Below are 20,462 nucleotides of genomic sequence, written 5' to 3'. Positions count from 1 at the left end.
CCCTTCAGCCCGGGTTTCAGAGAATCTTGTCGAGCGAGGCGTTGATCCCCCGCCACTCGTCGGTCAGCGCGGCCAGCATCGAAACGCCACCGGGCGACAGGACGTAGAAGCGCTTCTTCCGCTTCTCTTCCTCGCGCCATTCGCTGTACAGCAGCCCCTGGCTCTCCAGCCGGCGCAGCAGCGGATAGAGGGTCGATTCCTCCATCTCGAGCCCGTCGGCGGCCAGGGCCTGGCGCAGGGTGTAGCCGTAGCGTTCGGTCCTCAGGCAGGCGAGCACCGCCAGCACCAGCGACCCGCGCCGAAGTTCCAGCCGCATCGATTCATAAAGGTCCGGATCGAGGCTCATGCCGCTTCCCTGCATCTCACATAGTGTGTGACACACAGTGTATGCGACATACTGTGCGACCGAGTCAAGACACGGCGGTCAGGCGTGGGTCATTCGGGTATGCGCGCGCCGTCCCAGGCGAAGACACCGCCACTGTCCGCGGGGGTCAGACCGGCGATCACCGACAGCAATCGTTCCGCAGAATAGGCCGCCGTGAACAGCTTCTCCGGCTTCACGCCCTTCTGGAACGGCGCGCTCAGGCCGGTGTCGACCGTGCCCGGATGCAGGCCGGCGACCACCGCCTGCGGATGGGTGCGGCCCAGCTCAACGGCCAGATTGCGCAGCAGCATGTTCAGGGCCGCCTTGGACGCGCGATAGCTGTGCCAGCCGCCCAGCCGGTTGTCGCCGATCGACCCGACCCGCGCCGACAGGGCCGTGAACACCGCCGGCCGGTCTCGCGGCAGCAGGGGCAGGAAATGTCTGGCCACCAGCGCCGGCCCGACCGCATTGATCCGGTAGTCGCGCAGCAGATGCTCGGCATCGAGGGCGCGCCAGCTGCGTTCCGGCTCAAACCCGTGATGCAGCACCCCCGTGGCGACGAACACCAGCGCCGGGGCCGGCCCCTCGGCAACCTGTGCGGCGGCGGCGGCGATCGAGACCTCGTCCTCCAGATCGAACCCCGTGCCGGAACGCGACAGCGCGTGGACGACGGCGTACCGACCGGAGGCTCGCAGCCGGCTTACCAGCGCCGCGCCGATTCCGCCCGAGGCCCCGATAACAACCGCCGCCTGGTTCACTGAGTCTGTCATGCCGCGAATGTCGCCGTCGCCCGCGCCGGGTCAAGGCGATGGTCGGCGAGGGGGCGTTATGCCTCAGCCCCAGGGCCTCGTGTCCGCGCGTCCACAACCACTGGACACGCCCCGCGATCGGGTGTGTCCTGATGAGTCCGGCGCAAGAAAAACAACAAGCCGGTTCGAGTGAGGAAACATGTCCAATCGCCCGAGCCACATCCGGCTCAACTCCCACCCCGGCGCGGGGACCGTCAGCCGCTTCCCGATCGAATGGGGCGCGCCCACCGCGAAGGAACGCGGGCCGGTCATCGGCACGGTGAATTCCGGCTCGGACCGCAACGCCATCGGCGCCCACGGCGGGGCCTATTCGGTCTATCGCGCCCTCGCCGTGTCATCCGGTGCCATGGCCGCCAACAACCGGCCCGACCTGACCAACACCGCGCCGACCACGCCGATGGGGCCGTTCCCGCAGTGGACCGACGCCTCGAAGATCGTCTCACTCGATCCCTGGGGCGCCCGCGTCGTCGAGGATTTCGCCGGTGAACTGGCCGAGGGCGTCGACATCCGCCCGACCATCGCCGTCACCCGCGCCCGGCTTCAGCTGGGCGAGATCGGCGAGGCCATCGCCGCAGGCCGGCTGAAGGCCGACGGCCAGATCGTGCATGAGAGCGGCGACGTCGCCGTGACCAAGGCCGCCATTGATCCGGTCTGGTACCTGCCCGGCATCGCCGAACGCTTCGGCGTCACCGAGACCGCCCTGCGCCGCACCCTGTTCGAACAGACCGGCGGCATGTACGCCGACCTCGTCACCCGGCCGGACATCAAGGTCTTCCTGCCCCCCATCGGCGGCATCACCCTCTACATCTTCGGCGACCCGGCCGCGATCGCCGACCCGAACCGCCGCCTGACCTGCCGGGTGCACGATGAGTGCAACGGCTCGGACGTCTTCGGCTCGGACATCTGCACCTGCCGCCCCTATCTGACCCACGGCATCGAGGAGTGCATCCGCGAGGCCCAGGACGGCGGCGCGGGCCTGATCGCCTATAACCGCAAGGAGGGCCGGGCCCTCGGGGAAGTAACAAAGTTCCTCGTCTACAACGCCCGCAAGCGCCAGCCGGGCGGCGACCAGGCGGCGACCTATTTCGAGCGCACCGAATGCGTCGCCGGGGTCCAGGACGCCCGCTTCCAGCAGCTGATGCCGGACATCCTGCACTGGCTGGGCATCACGAAGATCGATCGCTTCGTCTCCATGTCCAACATGAAGCACGACGCCCTGACCGCATCCGGCATCGAGATCTGCGAGCGGGTGCCCATCCCCGACTATCTCGTTCCGCCCGACGCCTCGGTCGAGATGGAGGCCAAGAAGGCGGCCGGCTATTTCACCCCCGACGCCCCGCCGTCGGCCGAAGACCTGACCCGCGTGGTGGGCCGCGACCTTGAGCAGTTCTGACGCCGCGCAGGCGCGCAGCCTGCTCAACGCCGCCGCCGTCCGCGAACGGGCCCATGAGATGCTGGCCATCGGCGTCGCCGGCGGCCTCGATCACTGGACGGTCGATCTCGATCGGCTGCCGGAAACCGCACGCTACGTCGCCGCCGTGATCCGCGACCAGTATCCGACCCTGGCCGTGCCCTTCCACGCCCGCTGGCGCCATTTCGCCGTCGATGGCGTCGATCTGTGGGGCCCGGTCGCCGAGGCCCGCGACTGGCTCGATCCCGCCTCGCGGGCGCGGACCGAGTTCGACCTCGCCATCGTCTCGGTCCTGCTGGACGCCGGCGCCGGACCGGACTGGTCATACAAGGACGCTCTCACCGGCCGAACCCTCACCCGGTCCGAGGGGCTGGCCATCGCCTCCCTGCGGATGTTCGAGGCTGGAGCCTTCTCGATCACCGAGGACGATCCCTGGCGCGTCGACGCCGTGGCCCTGACCTTCCTGACCGCCGCCGATCTGGCAAAGGGTTTCCAGGTCTCGGACAAGAACCCGCTGGTCGGGCTCGAGGGCCGTGCCGCACTGCTGCGCCGGCTGGGACAGGCCTGTCTCGCCGAGCCTGACCTGTTCGCGCTCGAGGATGAGCCGCGGCCCGGCGGCCTGTTCGACGCCATGGTCGACCGCGCCGACGAGGACGACCGCCTGCCCGCCCCGGTGATCCTCGAGGTCCTGCTGGAGGCGCTCGGCCCGGTCTGGCGCGACCGGCTGAACCTCGGCGGCGTCGACCTCGGCGACTGCTGGCGGCATCCGGCGATGAAGCGTGACGACGCCACCGACGGCCTCGTCCCGATCCATAAACTGTCCCAGTGGCTCAGCTATTCGCTGGTCGAGCCGCTGCAGACCGCGGGGGTCGAGGTCATCGATCTCGACGGCCTCACCGGCCTGGCCGAATACCGCAACGGCGGCCTGTTCATGGACCTCGGCGTCCTGACGCTGAAAGACCCGGCCGACGCCGCCAAAGCGTGGCCCGTCTCCGATCCGCTGGTGGTCGGCTGGCGCGCCATGACGGTCGCCCTGCTCGACCGGATCGCCCCCCTGGTCCGCGCCGAGCTCGGCGTCAGCGCCGGGGCCATGCCACTGGCCAGCGTGCTGGAGGGCGGCACCTGGGCCGCCGGCCGCCGCGCCGCCGCAGAGCGCAGGCCCGGCGGCGGACCGCCCCTGACCATCCTCTCCGACGGGACCGTATTCTGATGACGACAAAGCCCTTCAGGATGGACGGCGTCACCGTCGTCACCCACCCGCTGGTCCGCCACAAGCTGTCGATCATGCGGGCAAAGGACACCTCGACCGCCCGCTTCCGCGACCTGTTGCGCGAGATCTCGACCCTGCTCTGCTACGAGGTCACCCGCGACCTGCCGCTGGAGGACTATCCGGTCGAGACCCCGGTCGGCCCGACCACCGGCCAGCGCATCGCCGGCAAGAAGATGGTCTTCGTTCCCATCCTCCGCGCCGGCCTCGGCCTTGTGGAGGGCATGCTGGAACTGGTCCCCTCGGCCCGCGTCGGCCACATCGGCCTGTACCGCGAGCCAGTGACGCTGGACGCCGTCGAATACTATTTCCGCGCGCCCGAGGACGTGGCCGAGCGCCTCTGCGTCGTCATCGACCCCATGCTGGCCACCGGCAACACCGCCGTCGCCGCCATCGAACGGCTCAAGGAGCGCGGCGTCACCAACCTTCGCTTCGTCTGCCTCGTCGCCTCGCCCGAGGGGCTGGAACGACTTCGCGGCTGGCACCCGGACGTGCCCATCTGGACGGCGGCGGTCGACGAGCGGCTGAACGACCACGGCTATATCGTGCCGGGGCTGGGCGACGCGGGCGACCGCCTGTTCGGAACGCGATAGGTCCGCCCTCTCCGGCCTTGACGGACCGGCACGTCGGCACCAGATCGAACCCGCGTCGAGATCGCCTCCCTCGAGTTTCGACAGCAGGGTGGACGTACGCGCATGACGGACCTGGCGATCTTCTATGAGCATCCCGCATGGTTCGAGCCGCTGTTCGCAGCCCTGGACCGCCGCGGCGTCGACTGGACCAGGATCCACGCGGGCGACCATGTCTTCGACACCGGTCCGGGTGCCCCACCGGCCCCGCTGATCTTCAACCGCATCGGCATGTCCGCCTTCCTGCGCGAGACCGAGCATCCGATCTTCTACGCCCGTACCCTGTTCGATCACTGGGAGGGTCAGGGTGCCCGCGTCGTCAACGGCGCGGCGCTGGAGGTCGACACCTCCAAGGGCCGGCAGATTTCCCTGATCCGCCGCCTCGGCTACGGCGCGCCGGAGACGCGGATGGTCCACCGGGCTGCGGACCTGTCGAAGGCCGCGCAGGGCCTGCGCTTCCCCGTTCTGGTCAAGCCGGACATCGGCGGCTCGGGCGCGGGCATCCAGCGGTTCGACACGCCGGAGGAACTGGCCGAGGCGGTCGCCGCCGGCTCGGTGTCCATGGGCATCAACAGCTGCGCCCTGGTGCAGGAGCACGCCCCGGCCCGCGACGGCCGCATCGTCCGGGTCGAGACCCTGAACGGCCGCTTCCTCTATGCCTGCAGCGTGGAGACCGGCGGCTTCGACCTGTGCCTCGCCGACGTCTGCATGATCGCGCCGGGCAAGGCCTCCATCCAGATCGAGGCCGTCACCCCGCCGGCTGAGGTCATCGCCGCGGCGGAAGCCATCGCCCGCGCCTCACAGATCGATGTCGGCGGGGTCGAATACCTCGTCGACGACCGCGACGGCTCGGTGAAATTCTACGACATCAACGCCCTGTCGAACTTCGTCGCAGACCCGGTGACTGTGCTCGGCTTCGACCCACACGACCGCCTGATCGACTATCTGGTCGACCGGATCACCGCCGGAAAGGCCGTCTGATGCGATACGGATACTGGGCTCCCGTCTTCGGCGGCTGGCTGCGCAATCACCCGGAAGAGGATGGCGCGGCTTCGTGGGAGTCGATGTCACGGCTGGTGAAGCGTTCGGAAGAGATCGGCTACGACCTCACCCTGATCGCCGAGCTGAACCTGAACGACATCAAGGGCGTGCAGGCCCCGGCGCTGGACGCCTGGTCGACCGCGGCGGCCCTGGCGGCGGTGACCCACTCGATTGAGCTGATGGTGGCGGTGCGGCCGAACTTCCATCAGCCGGCCCTGTTCGCCAAGGCGGCGGCCAATATCGACAACATCGCCGGCGGGCGGCTGGCCCTGAACGTCGTGTCGTCCTGGTGGGCGAAGGAGGCGACCAGCTATGGCCTCCAGTTCGACGAACATGATGACCGCTACGCCCGCACCTCCGAATGGCTCCAGGTGGTCGACGGCCTGTGGCGCGAGCCGCAGTTCAGCTTCTCGGGTCGCTACTACAATCTCGACCAGGCCATCGTGGAGCCCAAGCCGGTCGCCCGGCCCCGGCCGGTGATCTATGCCGGCGGCGAGAGCGATGCCGCCAAGACCATGATCGCGCGCCAGTGCGACGCCTATGTTATGCACGGCGACACCCCTGAGCACATCAGGCTGAAGATCGCCGACATGCGCGAACGCCGCGAGCGCGAGGGGCTGCCACCGATGCAGTACGGCATGGCCGCCTATGCGATCGTGCGCGACAGCGAGGCCGAGGCGCAGGCCGAACAGGCCAGGATCACGACCATTCCCGGCCTCGACGCCGGCGCGCCCCCGCCCGGTTTCGCCAATTTCGACCAGTGGCTCTCGGGCACCCAGCTGGAGCGGGAGCTGAAGATCCAGGAGTATTCGGTTTCCAACCCCGGGCTGCGCCCCCAGCTGGTCGGCACGCCCGAGCAGATCGCCGAACGGGTCGAGGCCTATGAGGACGCCGGGCTCGACCTCCTCCTGCTGCAGATGAGTCCGCAGGAAGAAGAGATGGAGCGGTTCTCGGCCCAGGTCATCCGACCCGGGCCGAACTGAGCCCTAGCCGACGGCCCTGACGTTGTCGTTCGAGTCCCGGTCGATCCATTTGTTGTACGGATCCACACCGGCGAAGCGCGGCTCACGCGTGGTGATGAAGCGCAGGGTCTGCACCCCGGACCGGATCGGCCGGCGCTCGAGCAGGACCACGTCGTCCTGGTCAAAGGCCCCCTTGCCCGGTTCGGCGGTGAAGATGCCGACGTCGAACATCTCGTTGAGCGGTGCCGCCGTCTCGACCCCCTTGCCGTCCGCATAGAGTTTACGGGCGTTGACCGTGACCGCCACGTCCCAGCGGCCGTCGGCGCGGCGCGTGGCCGTCACCCCGGTCGTCTTGACGTCATAGATCGTGATCTTCTCGAACAGGTCGGTGATCAGGGCCTGTTTGTCGGCCGGTGCCTCGGCGCGGAGGGCGGCGATCAGGTCCAGCGAGCGCGGATAGGGTGCGCTCTTGAAGGCGTACTGCGCCAGCACCCGGCGCAGGGCGCGGTTGACCGCATCCTCGCCGATCTGGTCGCGCAGCAGATACATGACCAGCCCGCCCTTCTGGTAGTGGATGTACTGCTGGTTCTCGACCCGCATCAGCGGCATCTCCTCCAGCCGCTCGGTGCCGCGCGAGCGCAGGTAGCGGTCCAGCTCCTGCTTCAGGAAGCGGCGGATCTGCTCCTGCCCATACATCTTCTCCATGACCATCAGCGCCGAATACTGGGCGAGGGTCTCGGACAGGACGGTCATGCCCTGCTGGTTGGAGCCGACGACCTGGTGCGCCCACCATTGGTGCGCGAACTCATGCGCGCCGACATAGGTCACATAGTCGACCTTGGTCGGGTCGCTGAGGTCGGCGATGAAGCCGAGCCCTTCGGACCAGGCGAAGGTGTTGGGATAGGACTGGGCGAAGCTGGCGTAGTCCGGGAACTCCACGATCCGCGCCTGCCGGAACTGGTAGGGGCTGAAATTGGCCTGGTAGTAGTCCAGCGACGCCGAAAGCGCATCGAGCATCCGGGACACGTTGCGGTCGTGGGCGGCGTCGTGGAAGACCACCATCTCCACGCCGTTGTGCATCCGCGCGGTCCGCTCATACCGGGCCGACTGCACCGAGAAGAAGTTCAGCACCGGCGACTCGGTCACGAACCGGCTGGTGCGGCGGTCACCGTTGACCACGTCCGAGACCATCCGCCCGGGCGCGATCACCGTCTGGTCTGCCTCGGTCGAGATGGTGATGTCGGCCGTGACCCAGTCGGCGCCGATGTAGTTGCGGCCGCGGGCGGATTCGTCCTCCAGCCTGGCGGGACGCAGCTCGGCCGGCAGGCCCGCCTTGCGCCGCTTGGTGCGGTCGGTCAGCAGGCCCTGACGGTCCATGCCGACCATCGGCGCGAACTCCATGTTGTTCACGAAGGTGCCGTTGTCGACCAGCCGGGTGGTGTTGCCGCCGGCCTTGAAGCCGCGCTGCTCCAGCACCGACTCGAAGGTGACGGTGCGGCGTTCGCCCGGCTGCATCGGCGTGGCGAACCTGTAGATCCGGTAGTCGAAATCGTCCCACTCGCGGGCGACGCTCGCGCCCTCGACGACCAGGCTGGCCATCTCCAGATCGCCGGTCCAGCGCAGGTGAACCTCCGGCAGGGGCGCGGCCGTGTTGTTGACCAGCACATAGGTTCCACGCGTCGTCAGCTTCGGCTGATGCGGGCGCAGGTCCATGACGAGTCGGACATCAGCCACCGACGGCTGGGGCGTGGTCTCGTAGCGAAGCAGGGCCTTCTCATAGGCGACCTGTTCGGCCTCCTGCTGGGCCTGGGTCTGGTACTCGTTCCAGACATTGGTGTTCATGTAGATGAAGACGCCGAGGCCGACGAAGGCCGCGAGGGCCGCCCCGCCAATCAGGCCCGCGGGCCCCATCAGTCGGTGCGGCAGCCGCTTCAGCCGCGGCCACAGCCGGCTCTCCGTTCCCCGCCGCCACAGGCCATAGGCCAGCACCAGCAGGATCACGGCGAAGGCGGTCCAGTAGGCGTCGAGCCAGGCCGCGAAGCCGGCGAAATCGCCCCGGCCGTTCATGTCCGACAGCGGCACGCCGATGCCCGCGCCGTAGCGGTACAGGATGTGGTCGAAGCCGAGGTTCGCCAGCACCAGGGTCGAGATCAGATAGACGACCATGATCGCCCAGCCGACGAACTTGTTGGGCGAGAGGGCCTGGACGAACATCGCGAGTACGGCGATCTGGATCATGCCGATCGCATTGGGGACGACGTACCAGAGCAGGTATTTACCCAGCTCATAGTCCGTGTGGCCCTTGATCGTCTGGGTCACGATGCCGGCCAGGACGCCGATCAGCAGGGTCGAGATCAGCACCAGCGCCAGCGCCAGGGTCTTCGGGATCAGGAAGGTCCAGTCGGGGGTCGAGGAGGCGTCGACGATCTCGTGCATCTTGCGGTCACGATCCCGCCAGACCAGCTCGCCCGAGTAATAGATGGCGATGATGATCGAGATCAGGCCGAAAGTGCCGAGCAGGGCGGTGATCACGACCCGCGTCACCAGCAGGATCGGCGCGCCGTAGATCTCGCCGGTGAACAACAGGGTCGCGACGGCGAAGGCCATGGCCAGCAGGACCAGCACCACATAGGCGGGGCTCTTGAACACCAACACCGTCTCGAACACGGCGCGCGACCACAGCTGGGTCAGGCCGCTGGCGAAGCCGTAGCTGGGCCTCGGCAGGGCACCGACGGGCGTGACGACGACGTCCTTCTCGACCAGCGCCTTCAGACGCTCCTGCTTCTTCAGCTTGGCCCCGCGCGGGGACGGCCGGTACAGCAGATAGGCGGCCGCGAGGAAGACGGCACCGATCGCGGTCCAGATCACCCGGTTCCACAGCAGGACGCCTTCGATCGGTGCATTGAGCGTGTTTCGCTCCGCCGCCGTCCAGTATTTGGTGACAAGGGCATAGGCACCGGAGCCGAACGGCTCGGCCCAGGCCATGGCCGTCTCGAACTCGGGCCGCGAGCCGAGTACGCCGGTCGAGGCCAGATAGGCGATCAGTACGGCGACGACGCCGATATAGGTGGCCATCATCGACCGGGTGACCGTCGCCAGCATGAAGAACAGGGCCGAGGTCAGGAACAGGCCGGTCAGGCCGAACACGAGGTAGGCATAGGCGTAGTCACCCAGCCGCAGGGGCCCGACGGTCTCCGGATCGACCCAGGGCATGAAGGTGCCCATGAGGGTGCCGATGGCGATGCTCATGTAGCAGAGCGCCACCGCGGCGAAGGCCCCGAAGAAGCGGCCGTACAGATAAGAGGCCTTGGTGATCCGGGTCGACAGGATCAACGGCCCGAAGCCGGTCTGCGTATCCCGCGCCACGACATTGGCGACGATCGCCGTCGTCGCCAGCATGAAGAAGACGTTGAAGATGATGTGCGCGCCGGCCAGGGCATAGGGCGCGTTCTTGAACACATTGCCACCGGAGCCGAGCGAGACGTTGTCGCTGGCAACCGCGCCGAAGGCGAGCAGGCCGAAGACGATGGCGATGACCCAGAACGCCGGCTGGCGCAGCTGGTAGCGGAATTCGAAACTGGCGATCTTGGCGAACATGATCCGTCCCTCAGGCCGCGCGGCGCGAGGCGTTGACGGTGGCCAGATAGACGTCCTCCAGCCCGCTCTGGGCCCGTTCGAAGCCGTCGCCCGGATTGGTGTCGGACAGGACGTGGATCACGGTGCGGCCGGCGAAAAGGCGGCTCGAGATGACGTTGCGGCTGGCCTGCTGGGCCGCCAGATCGGCCTTGTCGATGGTCTTGCGCCAGACGCGACCCTCGAGGGCGTGGGTCAGTTCGACCGGCGCGCCTTCGAGCTGGATCTTGCCGCCGGCCAGCACCGCCATACGGGGGCACAGGTCGGTGACGTCCTCGACGATGTGGGTCGAAAGGATGATGACGACGTTCTCGCCCACCTCGGCCAGCAGGTTGAGGAAGCGGTTGCGCTCTTCCGGGTCGAGGCCGGCGGTCGGCTCATCCACGATGATCAGTTCGGGGTTGCCGATCAGGGCCTGGGCGATGCCGAAGCGCTGGCGCATCCCGCCCGAGAAGCCCGCCAGCGCCTTGCCGCGCACGGGCCACAGATTGACCTGGTTCAGCAGGGCCTCGACCGTCTGCTTGCGGTCCTTGCCGTTGGAGATGCCCTTCAGCACCGCCATGTGGTCGAGCATGTCGTAGGCCGAAACGCGCGGATAGACGCCGAAATCCTGGGGCAGATAGCCGAGCACCCGGCGCAGCTGTTCCGGGTCCTTGATCACGTCAATGTCGCCGAAGCGGATCGAGCCCGAGGTCGGCGTCTGCAGGGTGGCGATCGATCGCATCAGCGTCGACTTGCCCGCGCCATTGGGTCCCAGCAGGCCGAACATCCCCTTGGGAATCGACAGGCTGACATCGTCCAGCGCCCGCGTACCGTTGCCGTAGACGTGAGTCAGGTTTTCGATCGTCAGCATGACAGCCCTCCGTGAAGTAAAGGAACCTTGTCACCACAGACCCCGGCCCGCAAGTTACGGTTCTGACATCTTGTGAATCCCCACTGCGGCCGGGAATTACCGGACTGACGCGATGATGCCTCCGTCCCACCCGATTTCTGGTATTTGGGCTCCCCACCGCGCCGTCTATCTGCAACCGCTTCAAACCGTTAGACTGGTCGCTCGATCTCGCAGGAACCAGCCGCTGCCGTGTTAAAGAACCTGCTCCCCAGCAAGCCGGGCACCGAGCCCCTCGCCGAGGCGCTGAAGGCGTGCAGGACCCATTTCATCTGGGCCTTCGTCTTCTCGGCCCTGGTCAATCTGCTGTACCTGACCCCCACGCTCTACATGATGCAGGTCTATGACCGCGTCGTGCCGACCGGGGGACTGACCACGCTGGTTCTCATCACGGCGGTCGCCGTCTTCGCCCTAGCGGCCCTGTCGGGGCTCGACTGGCTGCGCGGACGGCTGATGCTGCGAGCCGGGCTGCGGCTGGACCGGTTGTTGTCCGGCAAGGTGCTGGCGCGGGTCGTCGACCTGCAGGCCAAATCGCCCAACACCCAGGCACTGCGGGAGTTCGACAACGTCCGCGGAGCCATCGGCGGTCAGGGCATGCTCGCCCTGTTCGATGCGCCATGGACCCCGATCTATCTGCTGTGCTGCTTCCTGCTTCACCCGGCCATCGGGGTTTTGACACTGGTGGGCGGGACCATCCTGTTCACCCTGGCCTGGCTGAACGAACGCGACACCCGTCCCCGCCTGAACAAGGCCATCCAGTCCCAGAACCACGCCTATGCCGCTCAGGAAGGCGTCGCCAGCCAGGCCGAGGTCGTGCGCGCCCTGGGGATGCGGCAGTCCTCGATCGCGCGCCAGATCGAGCAACGCCAGCTGGCCACCGCCGCCCAGGCCGACGCCCAGCTGGCCGGCGGACACTATTCGGGGGCGATCAAATTCCTTCGGCTGGTGATGCAGTCGGCGGCCCTTGGCCTGGCCGCCTATCTGGCCGTGAAGAGCGAAATCACGCCGGGCTCGATCATCGCCGCCTCGGTTCTGCTCAGCCGCGCGGTCGCCCCGATCGAACTGCTGGTCGGCGTCTGGCCCAGCCTGGTGCAGGCCGTCACGAGCTGGAAGACCCTGACAGACCTGTTCGCCAGCACCGCCTCGGTGGAACGTGAACGCACCACCCTTCCCGACCCCAGGGGCCGGCTGCAGGTCGAGGGGGTTTCGGTCAAATTCCCCGACACGGAAGCGCCCCAGCTGCGCGGCGTCGCCTTCGCGCTGAAGCCCGGCGAGACACTGGGCATCGTCGGCTCGAGCGGTTCCGGCAAGACCACCCTCGCCCGCGTCATCGCCGGTGCGCTCAAGCCCCAGGCGGGTGCGGTCCGGCTGGACGGTGCGGAGTACGAGGCCCGGGACGGCGACGAGCTGGCCCGCTGGATCGGCTATCTGCCCCAGGTCCCCAGCCTGTTTGCCGGCTCGATCAAGGACAACATCTCCCGCTTCTCGACCTCCATCGGCGTGGATCAGGAAACCGCCGACCGGAACGCGGTGAAAGCCGCCATGGCGGCGGGCGCGCATGAGCTCATCCTGCGCCTGCCGAACGGCTACGACACCATTCTGGGCCCCTATGGGCAGGGTCTCTCGGCGGGGCAGGCGCAGCGCGTGGCGCTGGCGCGGGCGCTCTACAACGACCCCGTCCTGCTGGTGCTGGACGAGCCCAACTCCAACCTCGACCAGGAGGGCGAAGCCGCCCTGATGCAGGCCATTCTCGGTGCCGCCGCCCGAGGCGCGGCCGTGGTCATCATCGCCCACCGCGCCGGCGTCCTCGCGCGGGTCGATCGGCTGCTGATGATGCGTGACGGCGTGGTCCAGCTGGAAGGTCCGCGCGAAGAGGTTCTCGAGAAGATGCGCGCCACCGCCGGCCGCCCGGCGGCTCCGGCCGGCCAGCCGACGGCGCAGTCGCAGGGCCAGCCGCAGCAACGGCAGGTTCAGCCCCAGCCGTCACCGCAGACGGCCCAGAACCAGCCGCGGCGCACACAATGACCGACGTCGTCGCTCCCCCGGCTCCGCCACCCCCGCCCGAAGCCCCCGTACCGCCGGTGCCGGCTCCTGGTCCGGCGGGCTTCCTCGACAATCCCCGCCGCGAACTGGTGATCGGCGGGACGATCATCGTCCTGTTCTTCGTCATCTTCCTCGGATGGGCCGCCCTGGCTCCACTGGACGCCGGTGCCTATGCCCAGGGCCAGGTCGCCATTTCCGGCAACCGCCAGGCCGTCCAGCACCGCGAGGGCGGGGTGGTCAGCGCCCTGCTGGTCGCCGAGGGCGACACGGTCCGCGCCGGTCAGGTCCTGCTTCAACTCTCCAGCGGCGAGCTCAAGGCCACCGAGCGCGGCGTGGCCAGCCAAGTCTACGCCCTGATCGCCCAGCGGGCCCGGCTGATCGCCGAACGCGACAGGCTTGGCAGCATTCCGACACCACGCGAGTTCGCCAACCTGCCGGCCGAGGACCAGCTCCTCGCGCGGGAATCCCTGCGCATTCAGCAGCAGCAGTTCGGCGCCCGTCGCACCGGCCGGTCAACCGAAACCGGGGTGCTGGGCCAGCGCGTCGCCCAGTTGAACGAGCAGATCGCGGGCTATGAAGGTCAGATCGTCGCCAACGTCGAGCAGCAGCGGCTGATCCAGGATGAACTGACCGGCATGCGCGGGCTTGCTGAAAAGGGCTATGCGCCGCTGACCCGTGTCCGGGCGCTGGAGCGGACCGCCGCGCAGCTGGACGGCGAGCTGGGATCCTTGCGGGCCCAGATCGCCCAGTCCCGGGCGGCGGTCGGAGAGACCCGGCTGCAGATGTCGAGCGTCTCGACCAAGATGAACGAGGACGTGGCCGATCAGCTACGGCAGATCGATGTCCAGCTGAATGAACTCCGTCCCCGGATGGTCGAGCTTCGCGCCCAGATCGCGCGCAATGAGGTCCGGGCCCCGGCCTCGGGCGAGGTCGTCGGCCTGACCATCTTCACCCAGGGCGGGGTCATCCAGCCCGGCCAGACCCTGATGGAGATCGTGCCCAGGGACGCCTCCCAGGTGATCATCGCCCAGATCGCGCCCAACGACGTCGACAACCTCCGGGTCGGCCAGAACACGGAGGTCAAATTCCCGGGCCTGCGCGAACGCAATCCGCCGATCGTCCATGGCCGTGTGACCCGGATTTCCGCCGACAGCTTCACCGTCGAGGAAACCGGCGCGAGCTATTTCCGGGCGGAAATCGTGGTCCCCGCCAGTGAACTGGCCAAACTGGGCCGCGGTGCCGAGACCCTGCGTCCGGGTGCGCCTGTCGAGGTCGTGGTCCTGCTGCGCAAGCGCACGGCGCTCGGCTACCTGCTGGAGCCTCTGACCAACAACCTGTGGCGCTCGGGCAGCGGACAGTGAGGCGGGGGATCAGGTCTTAGGGCTTAGGGCCTAGGGAAGAACCGGTCGCTCTGCCCGGCCCCAAGCCCCAAGCCCTAAGCCCTCCCCTTGGCCCTCAGCCTGAACGCATGCAGCAGCGGCTCCGTATAGCCGTTCGGCTGGGCGGCGCCGTCGAACACCAGCGCGCGGGCGGCCTGGAAGGCGAGGCTGTTCACCGGGTCCGGGGCCATCGGCTGATAGAGCGGATCGCCGGCGTTCTGGGCGTCGACCCTGGCAGCCATACGCAGCAGCGCCGCCTCCACCTGTGCCGCGGTGCAGACGCCGTGCAGCAGCCAGTTGGCCATGTGCTGGGACGAGATGCGCAGGGTGGCGCGGTCCTCCATCAGGCCCACGTCGTGGATGTCCGGCACCTTGGAACAGCCGACACCCTGGTCGATCCAGCGTACGACATACCCGAGCAGGCCCTGGGCGTTGTTGTCGAGCTCCTCGGCAACCTCGGCCTCCGACCAATTGACGCCATGGGCGAGCGGCGGAGTCAGCAGGTCCTCCAGCCCGGGGATCGGCCGCGCCGCGATCGCGGCCCTGAGGGCGAAGACATCGGTCTGGTGGTAGTGCAGCGCATGCAGGGTCGCGGCGGTCGGGCTGGGCGTCCAGGCGGTGTTGGCCCCGGTCTTCGGATGGGCGGCCTTCTGCTCCAGCATGTCGCCCATACGGTCGGGCGCGGCCCACATCCCCTTGCCGATCTGGGCCTTGCCGGACAGGCCGCAGGCCAGACCGATGGCGACGTTGCGCGCCTCATAGGCGGCGATCCAGGCGGAGGATTTGATGTCGCCCTTGCGCACCACCGGCCCGGCCTGCATCGCCGTGTGAATCTCGTCGCCGGTGCGATCGAGGAAACCGGTGTTGATGAAGACGATCCGGTCCTTCACCGCATGGATGCAGGCAGCGAGGTTGGCCGAGGTGCGGCGCTCCTCGTCCATGACGCCAACCTTGATCGTATGCCGCGCCAGCCCCAGCAGGTCCTCGACCGCGTCGAACAGGGCGTTGGTGAAGGCGCACTCCTCCGGCCCGTGCATCTTGGGTTTGACGATATAGATCGAGCCTTCCCGGCTGTTGCGGACCGCCCCGAAACTCTTGAGGTCATGCATCCCGATCAGGCTGGTGACGATGGCGTCCAGCACCCCCTCAGGCGCGTCCGATCCGTCCGCCAGCCGCACGGCCGGCGTCGTCATCAGGTGGCCGACGTTGCGCACGAACAGCAGCGACCGGCCCGGCAGGGTCACGGTCGCGCCGTCGGGCGCGGTGAAGCCCCGGTCCGGGGCCAGCGCCCGCGTCATCGACCGGCCACCCTTGTCGAAGGTCTCGACCAGATCGCCGCGCATCAGGCCCAGCCAGTTGCGATACGCAGCGACCTTGTCCGCGGCGTCCACGGCGGCGACCGAGTCCTCCAGATCGACGATGGTCGACAGGGCCGACTCCAGCACCACATCGGCGATCCCTGACGGGTCGTCGCGGCCGATCGGTTGGTCGCGGTCGAAGACGACCTCGATATGCAGGCCGTTGTGACGGAACAGCCGTCCGCGCGCGCTGTGGCCGACATACTGACCGGGGTCGCGGATCGCGATGCCGCCGTGCGGATCGCCCAGTTCGGCCCATGACCCTTCGGCCAGGGGAACGGCCTCATCGAGGAAGGCCTTGGCCCGCGCCACGACCCGCGCCCCGCGCGCGGCGTCATAGGGTCCCGGCGGCGGCAGGTCGCCGAGGGCATCGGTACCGTACAGGGCGTCATACAGACTGCCCCAGCGGGCATTGGCGGCGTTGAGCACGAAACGGGCATTCAGGCTCGGCACCACCAGCTGCGGCCCGGCAAGTGTGGCGACCTCGGCGTCGACGTTGCGCGTGCCGATGGCGAAGGGCGCGGGCTCGTCGACCAGATAGCCGATCTCACGCAGGAAGGCCTCGGCGGCCGCGCCGTCATGGGCCGCGCCGCGTCGAGCGCGATGCCAGGCGTCGATCCGGGACTGAAGGTCGTCCCGGACGGCCAGCAGCCGGCGGTTCTCCGGCGCGAACCGGGCGAAGATCGCGGCCACCCCGGTCCAGAAGGCGTCGGCCTCGAGCCCGGTCGCCGGCAGGGCCTCGGCCTCAATGAAGGCGGCCAGTTCCCCGGCGATCTGCAGACCGGCGCGCGGCGTCATCGACATGGAGCACTCCTTGGGGCGGGACTGAAACATTCCGTGATGACCCTGCGGAAGTCGAGGGCTTTTCGCAGGCGCGAAGAAGACAGGGCTTGCTGTGGATCGGGACGGGCGCATCATCGCCCCATGAAATCACCCTCCTGGCTGCGCCTGCATTGGCCCCTGGTCCTGCTGCTGCTGATCGCGGCCTCCAGCCTGTTCTGGCCCACCGGCGGCGGCTGGCTGTCCCGCCTGGCGTTGGGCTGGGACGTCGGCGTCGGCCTGTTCCTGGTCGAGACCGTTTGGAAGCTCACCCGCGCCCGGTCAGCCGATGATATCCGCCAGCGCGCCGCCGCGCTCGATGAGGCGGGGGGTGCCGTGCTGCCGCTGGCCCTGTTCGCGGCGCTGGCCAGCATCGCCGTGGTGATCGGCGAAGCCGTCCGTGTCGCCGGGGACCGTCAGGAAACCGGAGGCGCGGCCATACTGGCGCTCACGACCGTCGCCCTGTCCTGGACCTTCGTGCACCTGATCTTCGCCTTCCACTACGCCCACGCCTTCTACGCCCCGGCGGGCAAGGGCAAGGACCGCGGCGGGCTCCTCTTCCCCGGCGGCGAGGCGCCGGACTACTGGGACTTCCTGCATTTCGCGTTGATCATCGGCGTGGCCCAGCAGACCGCCGACATCCAGATCACCGACCGGACCCTGCGCCGCACGACGACCGTGCACAGCCTCACGGCCTTCCTGTTCAACACCGTGATCGTCGCGCTGACGGTCAATCTGGCCGTCGGCCTGCTGGGCGGCGGTTAACCTCTCCGCCTTGACTTGGCCCCATTGAGCGCCCATTTGCGCTGCGTCGCACAATTGCGATGCCCCGGTGCGCTCCAGCGCGTGTGGGTCTTCCGACTTTCGAAGACCTGACTGTAGCAGCGGCCGGCCCTCAAGATTCATTCGCTGCCCGGACACGCGGGGCGGCGCCCGATCCACCCCGAAGGCCTCACCCTGAGGCCCTGTCGGGACTGGCGGTGCGCGGCCTTTTCGGCGTTGAGCCATGGCTGTTGCGCGTCGCCGCATACGCGAAAGACATCCGCTCCATGAGCAAGACATTCGACACCTTCGGCCTCAACCCGGCCCTCCTTCAGGCGCTCGCGTCCGAAGGCTACACCACCCCCACCCCGATCCAGGCCCAGGCCATCCCTGACGTCATGGCCGGCAAGGACCTGCTGGGCATCGCCCAGACCGGCACCGGCAAGACAGCGGCCTTCGCCCTGCCGATCCTGCACCGTCTGGCCGCCAACCGCGTCGCGCCCAAGCCGCGCACCGCGCGCGTCCTCATCCTGTCGCCCACCCGCGAACTGGCCAGCCAGATCGCCGAGAGCTTCAAGACCTACGGCCGTCACCTCGGCTTCAAGGTCGCGGTCGTCTTCGGCGGCGTGAAATACGGCCCGCAGGAACGCGCCATCCAGGCCGGCCTCGACGTCCTGGTCGCCACCCCCGGCCGTCTGCTGGACCATATGCAGCAGAAGACGCTGGACCTGTCCTGCACCGAGATCTTCGTCCTCGACGAGGCCGACCAGATGCTGGACCTCGGCTTCGTCAAGCCGATCCGCCAGATCGTCAGCCGCATCCCGGCCATGCGCCAGAACCTGTTCTTCTCGGCCACCATGCCGACCGAGATCGGCAAGCTGGCCGGCGAACTGCTCAAGGACCCGGTCAAGGTGTCTGTGACGCCCCAGGCCACCACGGTCCAGCGCATCAGCCAGTCGATCATCCACATCGAGCAGGGCCGCAAGCGCGCCCTGCTGACCGAGATGTTCGCCGATCCGCACTACACGCGCTGCCTGGTCTTCACCAAGACCAAGCACGGCGCCGACAAGGTCGCGGCCTATCTGGAAGCCGGCGGCGTTGAAGCCGGCGCCATCCACGGCAACAAGAGCCAGCCCCAGCGTGAACGCACCCTGGCCGCCTTCAAGGCCGGCAAGCTGCGCGTTCTGGTCGCCACCGACATCGCCGCCCGCGGCATCGACGTCGACGGCGTCTCGCACGTCCTGAACTTCGAGCTGCCCTATGTGCCGGAAGCCTATGTGCACCGCATCGGCCGTACGGCCCGCGCCGGCGCCGATGGCACGGCTATCAGCTTCGTGGCCGGCGACGAGATGAAGCTGCTGCGCGACATCGAAAAGGTCACGCGCCAGAAGATCCCCTCGACCGACCGCCGCAACGACAAGTCGCTGGCCCTGCTGGACCAGTCGATCATGGCCTCGGGCGTCAAGTCCAAGGCTTCCATGCCCGACGACGGCCGCGGCGACCGCCAGCAGCAGCGCGGCCCGCGCAATCCGCGCCGCGACGGCGTCAAGCTGGAAGGCGGCGGACAACCGCACCGCGTCCGCAAGGCCGGCCCGGGCCGCGACGCCCGTCCGATCCCCGAGCGTGCCTTCGACCCGCTGGCCCGCGAGCGTCCGCGCTCGACCAACAATGACCCGCGCCACACCAGCGCCCCGGCCACAGCCTCGGCCAAGCCCGACGGCGAGATCAAGCGCCGCCCGCGCCGCCGGAAGCCGTCGAATGGCGGCAAGGGGTATGCGACCCAGGGCTGAGCCTGAACGCTCACGTGAATACAGAAACGCCCGCCGGAGCGATCCGGCGGGCGTTTTCGCATGACGCGGTCGGCCACGTTGACGCGAAGGCTCGACCGGGAGACCTTGCCGGCATGGACAATGTCGACGGCCCGCCCCGCCCGCCTGTCAAAGGTGAAAGCCGGGCAGCGGTCCCCGCCTGGGTCGCCAGGGAAGACGCCCTCGCCCAACGTGAAAACCGCGAAGGTCAGGCACAGGGGAACCACTTCCTTTGGGTGCTGGTCTTCGCTGCGCTGATGCTGGTCTGGGGATATGCGAGATAGGGGCTGCTACGCCTCGCATGAAAAACGCCCGCCGGATCTCTCCGGCGGGCGTTTCAATGTCTCGATCGTCGGACCGATCAGGCGGCGGCGCTGACCGGGGCCGGAGCTGAGCTTTCCGACGGGTCGCGCAGCACATAGCCGCGGCCCCAGACGGTCTCGATGTAGTGTTTGCCGCCGGCGGCCGTGGCCAGCTTCTTGCGCAGCTTGCAGATGAAGACGTCGATGATCTTCAGCTCGGGCTCGTCCATGCCGCCGTACAGGTGGTTCAGGAACATTTCCTTGGTCAGGGTGGTGCCCTTGCGGAGCGAGAGCAGCTCCAGCATCTGGTATTCCTTGCCCGTCAGATGGACGCGGTGACCGTTCACCTCGACCGTCTTGCCGTCCAGATTCACGGCGATCTCGCCGGTGTGGATGATGGCCTGGGCGTGACCCTTGGAGCGGCGGACCACGGCGTGGGTGCGCGCGATCAGCTCGTCCTTGTGGAAGGGCTTGGTCATGTAGTCGTCGGCGCCGCCGCCGAAGGTCTTGACCTTGGTCTCGATCTCCGAGGAGCCCGAGAGGATCATCACCGGCGTATTGACCTTGCCGACGCGCAGCTGACGCAGAACCTCAAGGCCGTTCATGTCGGGCAGGTTGAGGTCGAGCAGGATCAGGTCGTAGTCATAGATCTTGCCGAGGTCGATGCCCTCTTCACCCAGGTCCGTCGTGTAGACGTTGAACCCTTCGGACTTGAGCATGAGTTCGATGCTCTGCGCGGTCGCATGATCATCTTCGATAAGCAGGACGCGCATTCATGCCCCTCCAGGCAAAAGCTAGACAGTAAGTCCGGACATCAAATGCCGGGTAACCTTGTTCGAGAGTTAACCGAGTAAAAACTTAAGAAAGGTTAACGCCACCCCATTGAGGCGAATCGTAGGCTGATTTGCGAATCGGCGTCGAGAGTCCTGAGTCAAGCGAGCGAGGTTTTTTCGACCAGCGATCAGGGGCTCCCCGATGCGACCGTT

General features: G+C 67.9%; 15 protein-coding genes. 9 read left to right on the top strand and 6 right to left on the bottom strand.

The genetic code is table 11. The features are described 5' to 3' along the window. Positions 1 to 16 precede the first annotated feature (16 nt). Positions 17 to 346, bottom strand: coding sequence for a helix-turn-helix transcriptional regulator (locus tag KB221_03985; GenBank protein ID WIY70191.1), 330 nt, complete (start codon positions 344 to 346; stop codon positions 17 to 19). A gap of 89 nt (positions 347 to 435) precedes the next feature. Beyond that, entirely contained in the window at positions 436 to 1,134 is a 699-nt protein-coding gene (locus tag KB221_03980) for an SDR family NAD(P)-dependent oxidoreductase (GenBank protein ID WIY70190.1), read from the bottom strand. 178 nt (positions 1,135 to 1,312) lie between these two features. Here KB221_03980 and KB221_03975 point away from each other — a divergent pair, with 178 nt between their 5' ends. From KB221_03975 to KB221_03955, 5 genes are all read left to right on the top strand, one after another. Continuing rightward, complete coding sequence (locus KB221_03975) at positions 1,313 to 2,566, top strand: GTP cyclohydrolase II (protein ID WIY70189.1); 1,254 nt, start codon at positions 1,313 to 1,315, stop codon at positions 2,564 to 2,566. Further along, positions 2,553 to 3,794 carry a URC4/urg3 family protein gene (locus tag KB221_03970; protein WIY70188.1) on the top strand — a complete coding sequence of 414 codons (1,242 nt, stop codon included), beginning with the start codon at positions 2,553 to 2,555 and terminating at the stop codon, positions 3,792 to 3,794. The genes KB221_03975 and KB221_03970 overlap by 14 nt, the downstream gene beginning before the upstream one ends. Before the next feature lie 20 nt (positions 3,795 to 3,814). Continuing rightward, positions 3,815 to 4,444: a uracil phosphoribosyltransferase gene (gene upp, locus KB221_03965; protein WIY70859.1), complete on the top strand. Its 630-nt coding sequence runs from the start codon at positions 3,815 to 3,817 to the stop codon at positions 4,442 to 4,444. Between the two features lie 102 nt (positions 4,445 to 4,546). Then, positions 4,547 to 5,461 (top strand): alpha-L-glutamate ligase, encoded by a 915-nt coding sequence (locus tag KB221_03960; GenBank protein ID WIY70187.1) that lies wholly within the window; start codon positions 4,547 to 4,549, stop codon positions 5,459 to 5,461. After that, positions 5,461 to 6,504: an LLM class flavin-dependent oxidoreductase gene (locus KB221_03955; protein ID WIY70186.1), complete on the top strand. Its 1,044-nt coding sequence runs from the start codon at positions 5,461 to 5,463 to the stop codon at positions 6,502 to 6,504. Before KB221_03960 ends, KB221_03955 begins: the two co-directional genes overlap by 1 nt. 3 nt (positions 6,505 to 6,507) lie before the next feature. Here the strand turns inward: KB221_03955 and KB221_03950 are convergent, their stop codons facing one another. Then, the gene (locus KB221_03950; GenBank protein ID WIY70185.1) at positions 6,508 to 10,080 is read right to left on the bottom strand and encodes a M1 family aminopeptidase; all 3,573 of its coding nucleotides are present in this window, start codon (positions 10,078 to 10,080) and stop codon (positions 6,508 to 6,510) included. Between the two features lie 10 nt (positions 10,081 to 10,090). Beyond that, the gene (locus KB221_03945; protein WIY70184.1) at positions 10,091 to 10,969 is read right to left on the bottom strand and encodes an ABC transporter ATP-binding protein; all 879 of its coding nucleotides are present in this window, start codon (positions 10,967 to 10,969) and stop codon (positions 10,091 to 10,093) included. 228 nt (positions 10,970 to 11,197) lie between these two features. Here KB221_03945 and KB221_03940 point away from each other — a divergent pair, with 228 nt between their 5' ends. Continuing rightward, positions 11,198 to 13,030, top strand: coding sequence for a type I secretion system permease/ATPase (locus KB221_03940; protein WIY70183.1), 1,833 nt, complete (start codon positions 11,198 to 11,200; stop codon positions 13,028 to 13,030). Continuing rightward, positions 13,027 to 14,409, top strand: a complete 1,383-nt coding sequence (locus tag KB221_03935; GenBank protein WIY70182.1) for an HlyD family type I secretion periplasmic adaptor subunit — start codon at positions 13,027 to 13,029, stop codon at positions 14,407 to 14,409. The genes KB221_03940 and KB221_03935 overlap by 4 nt, the downstream gene beginning before the upstream one ends. A 74-nt stretch (positions 14,410 to 14,483) precedes the next feature. On the opposite strand, the gene KB221_03930 is transcribed toward KB221_03935, so the two are convergent. Beyond that, the gene (locus tag KB221_03930) at positions 14,484 to 16,589 is read right to left on the bottom strand and encodes a malate synthase G (protein ID WIY70181.1); all 2,106 of its coding nucleotides are present in this window, start codon (positions 16,587 to 16,589) and stop codon (positions 14,484 to 14,486) included. A 120-nt stretch (positions 16,590 to 16,709) separates the two neighbouring features. Between KB221_03930 and KB221_03925 the strand changes: the two genes are divergently transcribed. Next, positions 16,710 to 17,369, top strand: coding sequence for a DUF1345 domain-containing protein (locus KB221_03925; protein ID WIY70180.1), 660 nt, complete (start codon positions 16,710 to 16,712; stop codon positions 17,367 to 17,369). 284 nt (positions 17,370 to 17,653) lie between these two features. Beyond that, positions 17,654 to 19,156 carry a DEAD/DEAH box helicase gene (locus KB221_03920; protein WIY70179.1) on the top strand — a complete coding sequence of 501 codons (1,503 nt, stop codon included), beginning with the start codon at positions 17,654 to 17,656 and terminating at the stop codon, positions 19,154 to 19,156. 379 nt (positions 19,157 to 19,535) lie between these two features. On the opposite strand, the gene KB221_03915 is transcribed toward KB221_03920, so the two are convergent. Further along, positions 19,536 to 20,249, bottom strand: coding sequence for a response regulator transcription factor (locus KB221_03915; GenBank protein ID WIY70178.1), 714 nt, complete (start codon positions 20,247 to 20,249; stop codon positions 19,536 to 19,538). Between the last annotated feature and the right edge of the window lie 213 nt (positions 20,250 to 20,462).

The sequence above is a fragment of the Aquidulcibacter paucihalophilus genome (assembly GCA_030285985.1).
In the GTDB taxonomy this organism is placed as follows: Bacteria; Pseudomonadota; Alphaproteobacteria; order Caulobacterales; family Caulobacteraceae; genus Brevundimonas.
This window is presented reverse-complemented; position numbering and strand designations above follow the sequence as displayed.